The 15,988-nt window shown below is 67.8% G+C and carries 20 protein-coding genes; 9 read left to right on the top strand and 11 right to left on the bottom strand.

The genetic code is table 11. From position 1 onward, the window contains the following. Positions 1 to 125: 125 nt before the first annotated feature. The 3 genes from L1088_RS05645 to surE all read left to right on the top strand — a co-directional run bounded on the left by L1088_RS05645 (position 126) and on the right by surE (position 1,724). Positions 126 to 593, top strand: coding sequence for an FKBP-type peptidyl-prolyl cis-trans isomerase (locus tag L1088_RS05645; RefSeq protein ID WP_234554087.1), 468 nt, complete (start codon positions 126 to 128; stop codon positions 591 to 593). A 119-nt stretch (positions 594 to 712) separates the two neighbouring features. Further along, positions 713 to 919, top strand: coding sequence for a cold-shock protein (locus L1088_RS05640; RefSeq protein ID WP_038048619.1), 207 nt, complete (start codon positions 713 to 715; stop codon positions 917 to 919). 55 nt (positions 920 to 974) lie between these two features. Beyond that, positions 975 to 1,724, top strand: coding sequence for a 5'/3'-nucleotidase SurE (gene surE, locus L1088_RS05635; protein ID WP_234554086.1), 750 nt, complete (start codon positions 975 to 977; stop codon positions 1,722 to 1,724). Here the strand turns inward: surE and L1088_RS05630 are convergent. Further along, positions 1,721 to 2,497 (bottom strand): (R)-S-adenosyl-L-methionine hydrolase, encoded by a 777-nt coding sequence (locus L1088_RS05630; RefSeq protein ID WP_234554085.1) that lies wholly within the window; start codon positions 2,495 to 2,497, stop codon positions 1,721 to 1,723. The two genes, surE and L1088_RS05630, sit on opposite strands and share 4 nt — an antisense overlap. A 1-nt stretch (position 2,498) precedes the next feature. Next, entirely contained in the window at positions 2,499 to 3,953 is a 1,455-nt protein-coding gene (locus L1088_RS05625) for a tetratricopeptide repeat protein (protein WP_234554084.1), read from the bottom strand. Positions 3,954 to 4,012: 59 nt separating this feature from the next. Here L1088_RS05625 and L1088_RS05620 point away from each other — a divergent pair, with 59 nt between their 5' ends. After that, entirely contained in the window at positions 4,013 to 4,714 is a 702-nt protein-coding gene (locus L1088_RS05620; RefSeq protein ID WP_234554133.1) for a tetratricopeptide repeat protein, read from the top strand. Positions 4,715 to 4,759: 45 nt separating this feature from the next. On the opposite strand, the gene L1088_RS05615 is transcribed toward L1088_RS05620, so the two are convergent. Then, positions 4,760 to 5,356, bottom strand: a complete 597-nt coding sequence (locus L1088_RS05615; protein ID WP_234554083.1) for a trimeric intracellular cation channel family protein — start codon at positions 5,354 to 5,356, stop codon at positions 4,760 to 4,762. After that, the gene (gene ispF / locus L1088_RS05610; protein ID WP_234554082.1) at positions 5,349 to 5,807 is read right to left on the bottom strand and encodes a 2-C-methyl-D-erythritol 2,4-cyclodiphosphate synthase; all 459 of its coding nucleotides are present in this window, start codon (positions 5,805 to 5,807) and stop codon (positions 5,349 to 5,351) included. Before ispF ends, L1088_RS05615 begins: the two co-directional genes overlap by 8 nt. 16 nt (positions 5,808 to 5,823) lie before the next feature. Between ispF and L1088_RS05605 the strand changes: the two genes are divergently transcribed. Beyond that, positions 5,824 to 6,375, top strand: a complete 552-nt coding sequence (locus L1088_RS05605) for an HD domain-containing protein (protein ID WP_038040910.1) — start codon at positions 5,824 to 5,826, stop codon at positions 6,373 to 6,375. Between the two features lie 36 nt (positions 6,376 to 6,411). Beyond that, complete coding sequence (locus L1088_RS05600) at positions 6,412 to 6,732, top strand: FUN14 domain-containing protein (protein ID WP_167764528.1); 321 nt, start codon at positions 6,412 to 6,414, stop codon at positions 6,730 to 6,732. Between the two features lie 5 nt (positions 6,733 to 6,737). Here L1088_RS05600 and L1088_RS05595 read toward each other — a convergent pair whose 3' ends face one another. From L1088_RS05595 to L1088_RS05575, 5 genes are all read right to left on the bottom strand, one after another. Then, positions 6,738 to 7,580 (bottom strand): carbohydrate ABC transporter permease, encoded by an 843-nt coding sequence (locus tag L1088_RS05595; RefSeq protein ID WP_234554081.1) that lies wholly within the window; start codon positions 7,578 to 7,580, stop codon positions 6,738 to 6,740. Then, complete coding sequence (locus L1088_RS05590; RefSeq protein ID WP_038040906.1) at positions 7,577 to 8,452, bottom strand: carbohydrate ABC transporter permease; 876 nt, start codon at positions 8,450 to 8,452, stop codon at positions 7,577 to 7,579. Before L1088_RS05590 ends, L1088_RS05595 begins: the two co-directional genes overlap by 4 nt. Positions 8,453 to 8,507: 55 nt before the next feature. After that, a complete protein-coding gene (locus L1088_RS05585) occupies positions 8,508 to 9,797 on the bottom strand; it encodes an ABC transporter substrate-binding protein (RefSeq protein ID WP_234554080.1) in 1,290 nt (429 codons plus the stop codon). Between the two features lie 316 nt (positions 9,798 to 10,113). After that, a complete protein-coding gene (locus L1088_RS05580; RefSeq protein WP_234554079.1) occupies positions 10,114 to 11,094 on the bottom strand; it encodes an asparaginase in 981 nt (326 codons plus the stop codon). After that, a complete protein-coding gene (locus tag L1088_RS05575; protein ID WP_038048639.1) occupies positions 11,091 to 11,372 on the bottom strand; it encodes a DUF309 domain-containing protein in 282 nt (93 codons plus the stop codon). Before L1088_RS05575 ends, L1088_RS05580 begins: the two co-directional genes overlap by 4 nt. A 31-nt stretch (positions 11,373 to 11,403) precedes the next feature. Here L1088_RS05575 and L1088_RS05570 point away from each other — a divergent pair, with 31 nt between their 5' ends. Genes L1088_RS05570 through L1088_RS05560 form a run of 3 tightly spaced genes read left to right on the top strand, consistent with a single transcriptional unit; the run spans position 11,404 to position 13,500 of the window. Beyond that, positions 11,404 to 12,204 (top strand): ABC transporter substrate-binding protein, encoded by an 801-nt coding sequence (locus L1088_RS05570; RefSeq protein WP_234554132.1) that lies wholly within the window; start codon positions 11,404 to 11,406, stop codon positions 12,202 to 12,204. Next, positions 12,191 to 12,826 carry an ABC transporter permease gene (locus tag L1088_RS05565; protein ID WP_038040897.1) on the top strand — a complete coding sequence of 212 codons (636 nt, stop codon included), beginning with the start codon at positions 12,191 to 12,193 and terminating at the stop codon, positions 12,824 to 12,826. Before L1088_RS05570 ends, L1088_RS05565 begins: the two co-directional genes overlap by 14 nt. After that, positions 12,823 to 13,500, top strand: coding sequence for an ATP-binding cassette domain-containing protein (locus L1088_RS05560; protein ID WP_234554078.1), 678 nt, complete (start codon positions 12,823 to 12,825; stop codon positions 13,498 to 13,500). Before L1088_RS05565 ends, L1088_RS05560 begins: the two co-directional genes overlap by 4 nt. Positions 13,501 to 13,504: 4 nt before the next feature. Here the strand turns inward: L1088_RS05560 and L1088_RS05555 are convergent, their stop codons facing one another. Together L1088_RS05555 and L1088_RS05550 are read right to left on the bottom strand one after the other, a co-directional pair. Further along, on the bottom strand, positions 13,505 to 14,014 hold the full coding sequence (locus L1088_RS05555; protein ID WP_038040893.1) for a ubiquitin-like small modifier protein 1: 510 nt from the start codon (positions 14,012 to 14,014) through the stop codon (positions 13,505 to 13,507). Positions 14,015 to 14,070: 56 nt separating this feature from the next. Beyond that, on the bottom strand, positions 14,071 to 15,894 hold the full coding sequence (locus L1088_RS05550; RefSeq protein WP_234554077.1) for an aldehyde ferredoxin oxidoreductase family protein: 1,824 nt from the start codon (positions 15,892 to 15,894) through the stop codon (positions 14,071 to 14,073). Between the last annotated feature and the right edge of the window lie 94 nt (positions 15,895 to 15,988).

Here is a 15,988-nt window from a genome sequence, read left to right as displayed (position 1 = left end):
CCCACTATAGACCCTGGCAGGGGCTGGGAACCCCCTTGGGGGCGAGGAGGGTGGGCCTGGCCTTTTCCCCGCGCGACCGGTCTGCTAGGCTAAGGGGAGCAAGCCTGGCTTGCGAAAGGGTGAACATGAAGGTTGAACAGGACAAGGTAGTGACCATCCGCTACACCCTCCAGGTGGAGGGGGAGGTTTTGGACCAGGGGGAGCTTTCCTACCTGCACGGGCACGGCAACCTGATCCGGGGCCTCGAGGAGGAGCTGGAAGGTCGGCAGGAGGGGGATACCTTCCGGGCCCACGTGCCTGCGGAGAAGGCCTACGGCCCCCACGACCCCGAGGGGGTGCAGGTGGTGCCCCTTTCCGCCTTCCCCGAGGACGCGGAGGTGGTGCCGGGGGCCCAGTTCTACGCCCAGGACATGGAGGGGAACCCCATGCCCCTCACCGTGGTGGAGGTCCAGGGGGAGGAGGTCACCATCGACTTCAACCACCCCCTGGCGGGCAAGGACCTGGACTTTGAGGTGCAGGTGGTGCGGGTGCGGGAGGCCACCCCCGAGGAGATCCTCCACGGCCACGTGCACGAGGGCGGGCACCACCACTAGACCCTCCTGGACTCCCCGGCCCCAAGGCTCCGTGCCTTGGGGCTTGACTTTTTCCTCCCCCCGTGGGATAGTGAAGGGTCCCTGGAAAACCAAGTGGGTTTTCGGGATGAAGGAGAAGCATGAAGAAGGGTACCGTCAAGTGGTTCAACGCGGAAAAAGGCTACGGGTTCATCCAGCAGGAAGAGGGTCCGGATGTGTTCGTGCACTTCACGGCCATCGAGGCCGAGGGCTTCCGCACCCTGAACGAGGGGGAACGGGTGGAGTTCGAGGTGGAGGCCGGCCGGGGCGGCAAGGGCCCCCAGGCCAAGAAGGTCCGCCGCCTCTAAAGGATCTTTCCGCCCAAAGGCCCCTTCGGGGGCCTTTTTGCTTTAGGCTTAAGCCATGCGCATCCTGGTTTCCAACGACGACGGCATCTTCTCCCCCGGGATCAAGGCCCTGGGCCTGGCCATGCGGGCCTTGGGCGAGGTTTACGTGGTGGCCCCGGACGTGGAGCAGTCCGCGGTGGGCCACGGCATCACCGTCCGCCGCCCCCTGCGCTTCAAACACACCGCCAGCGCCGGCTTCGGCGAGGTGCCGGCCTACCGGGTGGACGGCACCCCTGCGGACTGCGTGGTGCTGGGCGTTCACCTTTTGGGCCGGCCCGACCTGGTGGTTTCCGGCATCAACATCGGGGTGAACCTGGGCCTGGACCTCACCCATTCCGGCACGGTGGCCGCGGCCCTGGAGGGCACCTCCTTGGGCATTCCCTCCATCGCCTTTAGCCTGGACACCTCGGGGGAGGAGCTGAACTTCGCCGAGGCGGCGGCGTGGGCGGTGAGGATTGCCCGGCTGGTGATGGCGAAGGGCCTGCCCAAGGGGGTGCTCCTCAACGTGAACTTCCCCCCAGGTCCGCCCAAGGGGGTCATGGTCACCCGGCTCTCCACCCATCACTGGGAGGACAAGGTGGTGGAGCGCCTGGACCCCGAGGGTCGGCCCTACTACTGGATCGCCGGCACCCCCGTGGGCGAGGAGGAGGAGGGCACGGACCTCTATGCCGTGCGCCGGGGCTACATTTCCATCACCCCGGTGAGCCTGGACTTTACCGCCGGGGAGTTGCTGGCGGAGGTCCGGCGCTGGGTGGCGGAGCTCTAAAGGAGCCGGACGGGCGTCCCCTCCTTCAGGCCCAAGGCCTCCTTGGCGCTTCCCCGGTTCACGGCCACCTCCAAAAGGCCGGCGCTTCCCAGGTAGGCCACCGCTTCCCCCTCCCCCACCTCGCCGAAGGTGCGCCGCACCGGCACCCGCCTACCTCCTACCTCCACCCAGGCCCCTAGGGGGGCTTGGAGGAGGGTGGTGATGGCGTTGCCAAAGCGGTCAAAGGTGAGCACCTCCCCCTCCGGCCCCGGGCTCAGACGGAGGGGAAGGCGAAGGAGGCTTCCCACGGGCACCTCCGGGCCCAGCTCCCCTGCCGGGAGCCCCAGGGCCAGGTGGGCGGCGGCGGGGGCGAAGAGGTCGCGGCCGTGGAAGGTGTGGCCCCCCGGGGCCCAGCCCCCAAGGGTCTGGACGCCTTGGGGTGCGGGTGGGCGCACCTTTTCCAGAAGAAAGGCCCTTTGAGGGGGGTCCAGGAGCCAGGCCAGGGTGAAGAGGCCGTTATCAGGCCCCACGTAAAGGCGCCTTCCTATGGCGGCGATGGCCCGCCTCCTGGTGCCCACCCCGGGGTCCACCACCGCCAGAACCACGGCCCCCTCCGGCAGGTAGGCCAAAGCCTCAAAGAGGGCGTAGGCCGCCCGGCGCAGGTCCTGGGGGGGCAGGGCGTGGGCCAGGTCCACCACCTTCACCCCGGGGGCCCTTTGCCGGAGGACGGCCTTCACCACCCCTACGTAAGGATCTTCCAGGCCGAAGTCAGAGAGAAAGAAGACGGGGCGCATCCTAAAAGCGCCGCAACCAAGAGGCGGGGAAAAGGGCTAAGACCACCCCCGCCACCACCCAGCCCAGGGCCACCCCTAGGACGCTTCCCGCCCGCTCCTTGGCCCAGAGGAGCCCTGCGCCCAGAAGGAGAAGCAAGGGGGTGGGTCCGGGCACCGCCAGGGCGAAGAGGAGAGCGGAGAGGTGGGGGGCAAGGTCCCGGTAGCGCTCCTTGAGAACCCACGGCGCCAGGCCGCGGAAGAAGGGTTCCATAAGGGCGAGGCCCAGGAAGGTGAGGAGGTTGAGGGGCAGGGTGGAGAACCCCAAAGGACCCCGGACCCACCCATAGAGGAAAAGGAGGAGCACCAAAGCCGGTCCCACCCAGAACCCCTCCACCCAGCTCCCCCAGGGGCCCAAGAGGGGGGGCAGGCGTTTCCGCTGCCACAGGAGGAGTCCCAGGAAGAGGAGAAGGCCGTAGGTGAGGTAGAAAGAGGGCAAAAGCGCCTGCTGCTGGTAGGGGGTGAGGAGGGCCAGGGCGTTGCTAAAGAGGGTTTTGCCCAGGAAAAGGGCGAAGCCCAAGGCCAGGAGGAGGGCGCCGAGCACCAGGAGGTAGAGGCTTCCTGGGCCTGGCAAGGGGTCTTCCACCACCTCGAGGGTCCGCAAGGGCTCGATGCGGCTCTCGCCCAGCAGGACCAGGACAAGAAAGACGAGAAGGACCGAGAACCAGGGCCAGGCCCGGGCCAGGAAGCGGGCGGGGAGGTTTTCCATCTGGGAGAGCTGGCGCAAGGCGTCCCAGCCCTGCTCCAGGTTCCCCTGGCCCAGGTAGGCCAGGGCCAGGGTGGAGAGGGCCTTGGCCTGGAGGTCGGGGCGCCCGGAAAGCTTGGGCAGCGCCCCTTCCAAGAGGGGGATGGCCTGTCCCGGCTGGCCCACCAGGAACAGGAGGCGGCCCCGCTCCACCTCTTCTTCCAGGGAGGAGCCCAGGTGGGCGAGGCCCTCTTCGGGGCGCCCCAGGGCCAGGTGGAGGCGGGCCAGGAGGAGGCGGGCCTCGGGGGTGGGGGGGAGGCCTTGGGCCAAGGCGAGGGCCGCCTCGAGGCGGCCCAGCTTCTCCAGGGCTAGGGCTTGGAGGAGCCTAGCCTCAGGCCCCGGGGGCAGGGAGAGCTGGAGCACCTCCTTGGGCTTCCCCTTGCGCAGGAGAAGGCGGGCGCGGAGGAGGGCGCCCTCGGGGTCCTCCCCCAGGCGCTCCAGGTAGCTCTCCGCTTGGGCCAGCTCCCCCCGCTCCAGGTGGATGCGGGCCAGGAGGCGGAGGCTTGGGCGGTGCTCGGGGTCGCTCACCAGGGCCAGCTCGCAGGTGGCCTGGGCGCTGTCCAAGGCCCCTTGCCCGTAAAGGCGGGCGCAGCGGGCGAAATACTCCTCGGCGCCCTGGGCCAAGGCGAAGGGGGCAAGGCCCAGGAGCACCAAAAGCCCCGTAATAAGCCTCATGGCTTCCAGTTTACGCTCCTTCCCCTTGGACCAGGTATAATCCCCTGCGGGTGAAGCCCATGAAGCGCTGGATACCTTTACTTGCGGCATCCCTTTTGGCCCAGGGCCTGGCCCAGGCGCCCCAGGTGGTGGCCCTGGTGGACGCGGGGCGGTTTCAGGAGGCCTACGAGGCGGGGCTGAAGCTGGGCACCCCCGAGGCCCTGGCCTTGGCGGCCAAGGGGGCGAGCTTCTACGCTCTCTACCAGGCCAAGCCCGAGGAGAAGCGCGCCTGGTTTGAACGGGCGGAGAAGGCCGCCTCCCAGGCCATCGCCAAGGCCCCGGACTACCCGGAGGGGTATTTTGAGCGGGCCCGGGCCCTGGGCAGGCTTTCCCAGTTCAAGGGGATCCTCGAGGCCCTGGCCGAGGGCCTGGCCCCCAAGATCAAGGGGGACCTGGAGAAGACCCTTAAGCTCAAGCCCGACCATGCCGGGGCCATGGTGGCCCTAGCCCTCTGGCACTTTGAGCTGGTGCAGAAGGGCTGGCTGGTGGCGGCCACCCAAGGGGCGGACGCCTCCCGGGTGGAGCCCCTCATGAAAAAGGCCATAGAGCTGGAGCCTGAGGTCATCATCCACCGGGTGGAGTACGCCAAGGTCCTGGCCGCCTGGAACAAGAAGGAGGAGGCCAGGAAGCAGCTGGAAACCGCCCTCGCCCTCCCCGCCAGGACCGCCGCTGACCGCTACGACCAGGAAAGGGCCCGGCAGGAGCTGGCCAAGCTGAAGTAGGCTCCTGCCGGGGTCCCCACGGGGCCGAAGGCCTCGTGGGGCCTTTCACTTTGGGGTGGGAAGCCTCAGGCCAAGCCGCCTGCCGAAGACCCGGAGGAGGACCGTGGCCAAGGCCCCGGCGAAGAGGGAGGCTTCCGGGTGGGCGCCGTGGAGGGCGTAGACCAAAAGCGCCCCCACCAAAGCGGCGGAGGCGTAGAGGTCCCCCGCCCGGTAGAGGATGCCGGGCACCTCTCCGGAGAGCACGTCCCGCAAGACCCCGCCTCCCACTCCCGAGAGGGTGCCCGCCAGGGCCACCCCAAAGGGCCCAAGCCCCGCCTCCAGGCCCCGCTCCGCCCCTAAGGCGGCGAAGAGGCCGAGGCCCAGGGTGTCCAGGTAGTAGATGGGCCTTTCCAGGGCCTGCACCCTGGGGTGGAAGCGGAAGACGAGAAGCCCCACCAGGACAACGCTCCAAAGAAGGGGTTCGTTCCTCAGGGCCGTGGGGGGCAGGGTGCCCACCAGGACGTCGCGGATGGAACCGCCCCCCACCGCCGTCACCGTGGCCAGGACCAGGACCCCGAGGAGGTCAAAGCCCTTCTCCACCCCCTTCAGGGCCCCGGTGGCGGCGAAGACCAGGGTGCCGAGCCAGACCAGGGCCTCAACCATCCAAAAGCACCACCGCCCGGGCCTGCACGTGCTCTGGCGCCAGGCCCTCCGAGGTCTTGAAGGTGAGGCCGATGCGGTCTATGGGCAGGCCGAGGAGGCGGGAGAGGTTTTCCAAGAGGGCCTCCCGGTGGGGAGAGAGCTTGGGCCGGTCCAGGATGAGGACCAGGCTCGCCTGCACCAGCTTCCCCCCCCGCGCTTCCACCTGGCGCAGGGCCTCCTTCAGGAAGACCTCGCTCCGCACCCCCTGCCAGCGGGGGTCGGTGTCGGGGAAGTGGAGGCCGATGTCCCCAAGGCCGTAGGCGGAAAAGAGGGCGTCGGTAAGGGCGTGCAGGGCGGCGTCCCCGTCGGAGTGGGCCAGGGCCCCGTGGGGGCTTGGAATCAGGAGGCCGCAGAGGTATAGGGGTTTTCCCTCTATAAGGCGGTGGCTATCCTCCCCGTAACCTAGGCGCATGGCTATACTTTAGGGCATGCCGAGCTTTGCGGAAGCCTTAGCCCTCATGGAGGCTTGGACGGAAGGCGAGTCCCTGAGGCGGCACATGCGGGCGGTGGAGGTGGCCATGCGGGCCTACGCCCGCCGCTTTGGGGAGGACGAGGAGCTTTGGGCCGTGGCCGGCGTCCTCCACGACATGGACTACGAGAAGTACCCCCAGGAGCATCCCTACCGGGGGGTGGAGGAGCTAAGGCGCTTGGGCTACCCGGAAGAGGTCCTCGAGGCCATCCTGGGCCACGCCTCCTACACCGGGGTGCCCCGGAAAAGCCTCATGGCCAAGGCCCTCTTCGCGGTGGACGAGCTCACGGGCCTCATCACCGCCGCGGTCTACGTGCGCCCTGACCGCTCCATCCTGGGCCTGGAGCTCCCAAGCCTCAAGAAGAAGTTCAAGGACAAGGCCTTCGCCAAAGGGGTGAACCGGGAGGAGATCCGGATGGGGGCCGAGGACCTGGGCCTTTCCCTGGATGAGCACATGGCCTTCGTCCTCGAGGCCATGAAGGAGAAGGCCGACCTGTTGGGCCTCCGGTAGTTGCCCCTCTTGGCCTTTCCCGCTAGGGTGAGAGGCGTGGAGCTACCCGACCTCACCCCTTACCTGGGGCAGATGACCTTCGGCGGCCTGGCGGGCTACGCGGTGGGCTACGCCCTGAAGAAGGTGGGCCGCCTCCTGGCCATCGGCCTCGGCCTCCTCTTCATCGCCCTGCAGCTCCTGGCCCAGGCCGGGTACGTCCAGGTGGACTGGACCCGCATCCAAAAGGACGTGGAGCCCCTCCTCCAGCAGCCGGGCCTGCAAGGCCTCTGGGAAAGGCTGGTCCAAACCCTCACCTACAACCTCCCCTTCGGGGCCAGCTTCGTGGGGGGGTTGCTCTTGGGCCTGCGGGCGGGGTAGGTGCTTTACCCCTTAACCGCTCCGGCGGTGAGCCCGGCCACGATGCGCTGCTGGAAGACCAGGACCAGCACCACCAGGGGCACGGTCACCGCCACGCTGGCGGCCATGATGGACCCCCAGGGGATCTCAAAGGGCGTGGCCCCCCCAAAGCTGGCGATGGCGGGGGGCACGGTCTTGACCGCGTCTCCCACGGTAAAGGTCAGGGCGAAGAGGTACTCGTTCCAGGCGGCGATGAAGGAGAGGAGCCCCGTGGTCACGAGCCCCGGCCCCGTGAGGGGGAGCATGATGCGGAGGAGGGTCTGTAGGGGCGTGGCCCCATCCACGTAGGCGGCTTCTTCCAGCTCCCGGGGAAGCCCCCGGAAGTAGCCCACCAGCACCCAAACGGTGAAGGGCAGGGTGAAGAGGAGGTAGGAGAGGATGAGGCCCAGGTGAGTGTTGAAGAGGCCCGCTTGCCGAAGGAGCATGAACAGCCCTCCCAACACGGAGATCTGGGGGAACATGGTCATGGCCAAGACCAGGTAGAGCACGGCGTTCCGGGGAGGGAAGGGGAGGCGGCCCAAGGCGTAGGCGGCCAAGACCCCCAGGACCAGGGAGAGCAGGGTGGCCCCGCCCGCCACCAGGAGGGAGTTCAGCAGGTTGCGACCGAAGTTCGCCTGCAGGAAGACGCTCTTGTAGTGCTCCAGGGTGAAGGGTAGGGGCAAAAAGCTGGGGTCGGCGGCGAAGAGGGCACCCGAGGGCTTGAAGCTGGAGATGACCGCCCAGTAAAAGGGGAAGACGCTGTAGACCACCACGAAGATCACCAGGAGGTAGAAGAGGGTGCGGCTCAGGATGCGGGAAAGCGGCTTCATTTCAAGGCCTCCTTCCCCAGGGTGCGCATGTAGAAGACCACGAAAAGGAAGATGAGGACCAGGATGGCCACGCTGATGGCCGAGCCGTAGCCCAGGTCCTGGAAGTCGATGAGGGTTTGGCGGTTGTAGACCGCCAGGGTGCGGGTGGCGGGGTTCACCCCACTCATCACAAAGATGACGTCAAAGACCCGAAGCGCGTCCAGGGTGCGAAAGATAAGGGCCACCACCAAGGCGGGGGTGAGGAGGGGGAGGGTGATGGTCCAAAACTGCTGCCAGCGGGTGGCACCGTCGATGCTGGCCGCCTCGTAAAGTTCCTCGGGGATGAGCTGTAGCCCCGCCAGGAGGAGAAGCGCCATAAAAGGGGTGGTCTTCCACACGTCCACGGCGATGATAGCGGGCAGGACCAGCTCAGGACGGGCCAGGAAGGCCACCTTCTGGGCCAGGAGGCCGAGCTTTACCCCGAGGACGTTGATGACCCCGTAGACGTCGTGGAGCATCCACTGCCACATCTTGGCGGAAACCACCGTGGGGATGGCCCAGGGGATGAGGATGGCGGTGCGCACCAATCCCCGCCCCTTGAAATTGGAATGGATGACCAGGGCAATGGCCAGCCCCAAGAGGGTTTCCAGGCTGACCGAGATCACCGTGAACTTCACCGTGTTCCATAGGGCCTGGCGGAAGTCGGGGTCTTGGAGGAGGAAGCGGTAGTTCTCCAGGCCCACGAACTGGGGAGGTTCCACGAAGGCGATGTCGGCCTTGAAGAAGGACCAGTAGAAGACCTGGGCCAGGGGATAGCCGGCCACCAGGGCCACCACCAGGAGGGTGGGGAGGACCAGAAGCCAGGCCAGGCGGACTTGCCGTTGCGTGAGCATGATGCTTGAGGATAGCCCGCCGGGGGGCCTAAAGGCCCCCCGGGAGATCAAGGGCTTAGCGCAGGATGCGGCGGATGCGGCCCTCGAGGTCCCTCACCGCCACCTCTCCGGTCTTACGCCCAGTGAGGACGCTGTGCACCTCGGTCCAGATGGCCTCGGATACCTGGTTGTACCTGGCCCCGGCCACATCGGAGGGCCTGGAAACCGCATTCTGGAAGACGGGAAGGAGATCGCGGAACCACGGGTTCTTGGCCAGCACATCCCGGTCGGTATAAAGGGCTGGACGGGTGGGCAGGCGGGAAAGCCGGACGGCGTTGTCCTTCTGCACCTCGTAGGAAGCCAGGTACCGCACCAGGTCGGCGGCCTCCTTGGGGTAGCGGCTGTAGGCGGAAACCATAAGCTGCCAGCCCCCCAGGGTGGCGGCGTTGGGCGCGTCTGCACCGCCTTTGGGAAGGACTGTGACCCCGAACTTGCCCCGGATGGGGCTTCCCTCCGCCTGACCCAGGGCGTAGGCGTAGGGCCAGTTGCGCATGAAGAGGCTATTGCCCTGCTGCCAAACGTTCCTCGCCTCCTCCTCGGCATAGCTGGTGACCCCCGAGGGGGCGATGGTGCCCACAAAGCGGCGCACGGTGTTCAGGGCCAGGGCCGCACGGCCATTGTTGATGCTGATGGTGCCATCGGGCTCAATGATGCGCCCGCCCTTGTGGGAGTAAATCCACTCCAAGGCGTCGCAGGTGAGGCCCTCGTAGGCCTTGCCCTGGAAGACAAAGCCCCAGAAGTCGCGGTTGCCCGCTTTGCGCTCTCCCTCCATCACCTTTTTGGCCATCTGCTCCAGCTCGGCCCAGGTGCGGGGTGGGTTCTTGAAGCCGTATTTTTCCAAGAGGTCCTTGCGGTAGTAGAGGATGCCCGCGTCGGTGAAGAAGGGGATAGAGGTGAGCTTGCCGCGGATGGTGTTGTTCTGCACGATGCGGGGGAAGAACTCTTTGAGTTCGGCCTCGGAGAAGAACGCCTTGAGGTCAGCGGCGTGGGGGGCCACGATGCCCGGCCAGATGACGTCGATCATATAGACGTCCACGTCGGGGCTCTTGGCCGCCCAGTACTGCTGGTAGAGGGCCAGGCGGTCGTTGGTGTCTGGGGGGGCGTCGATGTACTCCACCCGGGTGCCGGTTTTCTTGCCCCAAGCCTCCACCATTTCCTTCATCCAGCGGCCGCCCTCGCCTACGGCGGTGGAGTCCCCGGCTACCCGGATGACGGGGCCCGTTTGAGCCCGAACCACCGCAGGCCCCAGAACGAAGCTGGCCGCAAGCCCCACGCCCACCTTCTTGAGAAAATCCCTACGCCTCATATCGTCCCCCTATGGAAGCTTTTCCAAAAGGAATTATATGTTCCCCTCCCCGGGATGTCAACGCAAGGAGGCTGCCTTCGGTCCACCGCGACCCTTTAGCGGGAAAGGGAACGATGCCAAGGGTGTCCCGGGGGAAAGGGTTTCTGGGGACAACCTAGTCTAGGGCGCTTCTGCCTTCCCCCGCGCCCTGGGGTGATACGGGGCCAGGGGGTCTTATCGCCCTCCCGGCCCGTGGGGCGTCCTCTTCCGACCAGTGGGGGTGGCGGGGTGGATGGTAAAGGCGTAGAGGGAAAGCGCCGAAGGGGTCCTTTGGCCTCTACACCCAGGTGAGGTCCAGCTGGGCCTCGAGGTGGCCCACCAGAAGCCCCCGGTGGTTCCGCACCTCCGGCCGGTCCCAGGGGGTGGGGCCGGGATCCAGGCCCAAAAGGCGCAAGAGGGCCACCACCGCCACCTCTCGGGCCTGGGAGGCGCCGTCCTCCACCTTTAGGGCCACCCCTAGGGGCCCTTTAGGGCCCTCCAGGAGGGCCAGGCCGTAGTACCCGTCCGCTCCCCTCTTGGCCACCAGGGGAAGCCGTTCCATGAGGAGGGTGTCGATGCTCCCCGGCCCCGCCACCAGCTTGGCATGGCGGCGCATGGCCTTTTGCACCCGGAGGAGGGGCTCCCGGTAGGCCTCGAGGGCCTCCTCCGGGTGGGCCAGGAGGTAGAAGGCCCGGGCGGCCCGGGCCAGGGGTAGGGCGAAGGTGGGCACGCTGCAGCCGTCGGTGGCGTGGGCGGGCTCCTTCCCGGAAAGGTCGGCCAGGGTTTTGCGGTTTAGGCGCTGCACCGGGTGGTCCGGGCTTTCGTACCCCGCCACCGGGGCCCCCAGGGCCAGGGCGGCGGCCAGCATGGCGGCGTGCTTCCCCGAGCAGTTGTGGTGGAGGGGGGTGGGGCTTAGACCAGCCTCCTCTAGGGCCCGCCGGGCCTCCCGGGAGAAGGGGGGGTGGACCCCGCAGACCAGGTGCTCGGGGCCCAGGCCCAGCTTCTCCAGGAAGCGGGCGGCCACGGCCACGTGCTCCGGGGTGCCGTCGTGGCTGGCGGTGGCCAGGGCTACTTCTTCTTCGGTGAGGCCAAACCGCTCCACCGCCCCCGTGAGGAAGAGGGCCAGGGCCTGGAAGGGCTTGGCCGAGGAGCGCATATAAGCCCATAACCCCGGGTTTCCCGCATAGGCCAGCAGACCCCCCGGCCCATGGATGGCCAGGGAAATGCGGTGCCGGTTCTCCACCTGCTCGCCGCGGTAAGCGTAGACCCAAGCGTTCACGCTCCAAGTCTACGCCGGGCCTCTTCAAGGAGGGGCTGCCAGTCTAAGCCCAGATAAGGGGAGGGGAGGCCCAGGAGCTTCCCTTCCGCCTTCCTTAGGTTCCGCAGACCCTTGCGCCCGCTCTTGGCCTGGTGCAAGGCCGCCGCCAGGAGGATGAGCCCTTGGAGGAAGCGGCGCTCCTCCCCTTCCGCTTGCCGCCAGGCCTCCTCGAGGACCTCGTGGGCCTCAAAGTATTCGCCCTCCTGGAAAAGGCGCCAGGCCTCCCTCAAGGCCTCCACCCCTTCAGGCTAAACTCCCGCTATGGGCTCCATGCGGGCGATCTTCCTCCTGGCGGCTTGCCTTTCGGGCCAAGCTTTGGGGCTCAGGCTGGCCACCACCACCAGCGTCTACGATTCGGGGCTTCTGGACCGAGTTTTGCCTGCTTTTGAAAGGGCCACGGGGGTGCGGGTGGAGGTCCTGGCCGTGGGCACGGGCCAGGCCCTGCGCTTGGCGGAGCGCAAGGACGTGGACGCGGTTTTGGTCCACGCCCCGGAGCTGGAAGGGGAGGCCCTAAGGCGGGGGGTCTTGGCCGAGCCCTTCTGCCTGGCCCAGAACCGTTTCCTCCTGGTGGGGCCCAAGGGGGATCCCGCCCGGGTCCGGGGGGTAGGGGGTATCCTGGAGGCCCTGCGGCGTATCGCCCGGGCCCAGGCGCCCTTCGTCTCCCGCGGGGATCGCTCGGGCACCCATCTGAAGGAGCTGGCCCTTTGGCGGGCAGCGGGCCTAACCCCCCGAGGAGGCTGGTACCTGGAGTCCGGGGCGGGCATGGGCCAGACCCTGGTCCTGGCGGCGGAGAAGGGGGCCTACACCCTCTCCGACCTGGCCACCCACCTCACCGTGGGCCGGAAGCGGGGCCTGGTGGCCCTTTACGCTGGGGAAGACCCCTTGCTCCTGAACCCCTACACTTACTACCTGGTGCCCGGGGGGCCCAAGGCCAAGGAGGCGGCGGCCCTGCGCCGCTTCCTGGCCACGGAGGAGGCCGCCCGCCTGGTGGCGGGCTTGAAGGTGGAAGGGCAGGCCTTGTTCCAGCCCCTGAGGGGGCGGTGTATCATCCCTGGAAGTGGAGGCCGCTGAGCTTTGGGAAATCGCCCTGCGGAGCCTCTGGGTGGCGGGGCTCGCCACCCTGCTGGCGGCCTTGCCCGCGGTGCCCTTGGGGCTTTGGCTGGCCTTGAAGGGGGGCGGGGGCTTTTTCGGGCGGGCGCTCCTCTACGCAGGGCTGGCCCTGCCCTCGGTGGTGGTGGGGCTTTTCTTCTACCTCCTCCTTTCCCGCTCTGGACCCCTGGGCTCCTTGGGCCTTCTCTACACCCCCTACGCCATGGTCCTGGCGGAGGCCGTCTTGGCCTTTCCCCTCATCGCCGCCTTCGTCCTTTCCGGCGCCCGGGGGCGGGTGGAGGAGGTGCGGCTTCTGGTGCGGAGCCTGGGGGGCAGGGAGGGGCAGGTGCTGCCCACCCTCTTCTGGGAAAGCCGCCGCACCCTGGCCGCTGCCCTGGCCGCGGGGTTCGGGGGGGCCATCAGCGAGGTGGGGGCGGCCACCCTGGTGGGCGGGGATATCCGCCACCACACCCGGGTCCTCACCACGGCCATCGTGGTGGAAACCCGAAAGGGGGAGCTGGAAAGCGCCTTGGCCCTAGGGTTTATTCTCCTGGGGGTGGCCCTCTTGGTCACCGCCCTGCTGATCATCCTGGAGCGGGAATGAGCCCGGTTTTGAAGGCCCAGGGGTTGGTCCACCGCTACGGGGATTTTCGCCTCGAGGTTCCCCGCCTCGAGGTGTACCCTGGGGAGATCCTGGCGGTGCTGGGGCCCTCGGGGAGCGGCAAGACCACGCTTCTCCGCCTCCTTTCTGGGCTTCTCCTGCCCGAAGAGGGCCGGGTGGAGGGGGGCTTCCGCGCCTACCTGCCCCAGGCCCCGCCCCTCCTCCGGCGGAGCGTGTTGGAAAACGCCGCCTTCGGCCTCCGCCTCCGGGGGGTGCCCAGGGGGGAGGCTTGGGCCAGGGCTTCCGCCATGCTGGAGCGGGTGGGCCTGGGGGCGAAGGCCCGCCAGCCCGCCCACCTCCTCTCCGGCGGGGAGGCGGTGCGCCTGGCCCTGGCCCGCACCCTCTTGGTGGAGCCGGGGGTGCTCCTTTTGGACGAGCCCACCGCCAGCCTGGACCCGGCCAACGCCGCCCAGGTGGAGGCCCTGCTCCGGGAGGCCGCTGGGGAGGGGAAGGGGGTGGTCCTGGCCACCCACGACCTCTTCCAGGCCAGGAGGCTTGCCCACCGGGTGGTCTTCCTCTTCCTGGGCCAGGTGGTGGAGGAGGCCCCCGCTTCCCTCTTCTTCCAGAGGCCTCAGGACCCGCGAAGCCAGGCCTTCTTGGAGGGGCGTCTGCTTTAGAGGCTTACCCTCCACCCCGGCTGGCGGCCAGGAGGATGCGCGCCCACCAGGCCTGGGCCTTTTCTCCTTCCACCTGCACGAGAAGCTGGGGGACGACGAGGCTTCCCACCCTGAGGGGCTCGGCCTCGGCGAAGTGCACCCGGGCTCCGGGGAGGGCGTAGACTCCCTCCTCTAGCTTTCTCCCGCCCCATTCGCTGAGGTACCTTTCCAAGAGCCAGGCGGGCAAAGCTCCGAAGCGCTGGGCGAAGGTTCCGCCCGCCACCGGGGGGAAGAGGTCCAAGGTGGCTTCCTCCGCCAGGGGGGTGGCAAGCCCGTTTAGGTAGCGCACGTCCCGCCCCTCCAGGAAGACGGAAACCCGCTCGGCCAACGCTTCTCCCTCAAAGAGTTCCTCCCGCATCCGGGGGTAGAGGCGGATGAGGTTTTCCAGCACCTCCCCCACCGTCTGGCCCTCCACCTGGAGCTGGCTCGTTCCCGTGAGGTCGCGGAAGGTGGCGTAGAGGTTGACCTTGGGCATAAGGGGAGTCTAAGGGAAAACCCGGCCCCTTGGGGGCCGGGCCTTGCCCAAAGGGCTTAGTCGGCGGCTTGGGAGAGGATGCCGAGTTCCTGAAGCTTGGCGGGAGGCACCACGCCCCGCTCCCAGCCCCGCTCCCGGTAGTACTCTTCCAGCATCAGGTCCAGCTCGGTGAGCTGGCCCTTGGAGCCTGCGCAGTCGGAGGGTTCCTTGAGGAAGCGCTCGGGCAGGTAGTCGGAGCCCTCTGCCCATCCTGCCAGGTTGTTGTAGTAGCGCTCCAGGTTGTAGATGCGCTCCCCGATGCGGAGGATCTCCTCCGGGGTCACGGGCCGGCCCCAGTAGGCGGCAAGCTGCTTGGCGTACTCCTCGGGGCCCTCGGCGAACTGGCTGAACTTGCAGAGGTCCAGGGAGTCGGTGAAGGCGGAGAGGTCCTGGAGGAGCTTGGTGAGCTTGCCCTTCCCCTCCCAGGCCAAGGGGTCGGTCTTGTAGGGAACGCCCAGGATCTCCGAGGCGGGGGTGTAGGCCCGGAGGTGGCAGGCCCCGCGGTTGGAGGTGGCGTAGGCGATGCCCATGCCCTTGAGGCCCCTTGGGTCGTAGGCGGGGATGGACTGGCCCTTGACCTCGAGGGAAAGCTCGGGGTGGCCGATGGATTTGGCCCAGCGGGCCGGGCCCTCCGCCAGGCCATCCCCCACCCCCTTGCGATAGGCGATGGCCTCGATGAGGCGGGCCTCCCCTTCCTTGTCCCCGAAGCGGATCCCGTCGGGGCCCTGGTAGTAGCCCTTTTCCGTGGCCTCCATGAGGACGGCGATGGCGTTGCCCGTCTCGATGGTGTCCATGCCGTAGGCGTTGCAGAGGTAGATGGCGTACCCGGTCCAGTCGGTGTCCGTGTGGCCGGAGTGGGCCCCCAAGGCCCAGGCGGATTCGTACTCGTAGGATTCGAAGCGGATGGCCTTGCCGTTGATGTGGACCTCCACCATCTTCTTGCAGGCCACGGGGCAGGCGTGGCAGGTGTTGTCCTTGATGAGGCGGTGCTCGCGGATGTACTCCCCGGAGATGGTCTGCACCCCCTCAATGCAGGTGTGCTGGCCGTTGAAGGTGGGCAAGGCCCCCATGACGTTGGTGATGTTCATGAGCACGTTGGTGCCGTAGAGGGAAAGCCCACCCTTCTTGGGGGCGGTCACGTTCTTGGGGTCGTTGATGGTGGCCGAGGCCAGGCGGTCCGCCTCCCGCCACGCCTCCGGGTCCTTGGGCTGGGGCATCTGGTCCTGCTTCCCCACCACCACGATGGCCTTGAGCCGCTTGCTTCCTGCCACCGCCCCGGTGCCCCCGCGGCCTGCGGCCCGCTCATCGTTGTTGATCCAGTTGGCGAAGCGCACCAGGTTCTCCCCGGCGGGGCCGATGGCCATCACATCGGCATCCTCCCCGTGGCGTTCCCGCAGGATGCGGTGGGTTTCATGGGTGGTCTTGCCCCATAGGTCTGAGGCATCGTGGAGGGTGACCTCCCCATCCTTCACCAGCAGGTAAACGGGTTTGTCCGAGGCTCCCTGGATGAGGAGCCCGTCGAACCCCGCCCACTTCAGCTTGGCCGCGGTCCAGCCCCCCATGTGGCTGTCGGTGACCCCGCCGGTGAGGGGGCTTTTGGTGACGATGGCCAGGCGGCCCGACATCTTGGCCCGGGTGCCGGAGAGGGGGCCGTTCATGATGCAGAGGAGGTTTTCCGGGCTCAAGGGGTCCACCTGCGGGCCGTTTTCAAACACGTACTTCACCCCGAGGCCCCGGCCCCCCACGTACATCTCCAGGTCCTTGGGGTCGGGGGCGATGTACTCCACCCGGCCGCTGGAAAGGTCTATACGGGCAAGCCTATGGGCATATCCACCGAGCATCTGCCACCTCCTTGGGGCTTGGAAGACGGGCGCCCGTCGCCTGGAAGGTCTCACAAGTCTGCCCTGGTTACTGCGGGATTATACCACCGAGCCT

It is taken from the genome of Thermus caliditerrae (assembly GCF_021462525.1).
GTDB lineage: Bacteria > Deinococcota > Deinococci > Deinococcales > Thermaceae > Thermus > Thermus caliditerrae.
Note: the sequence above shows the minus strand (reverse complement) of the source record. Positions and strands in the feature narration are given on the sequence as shown.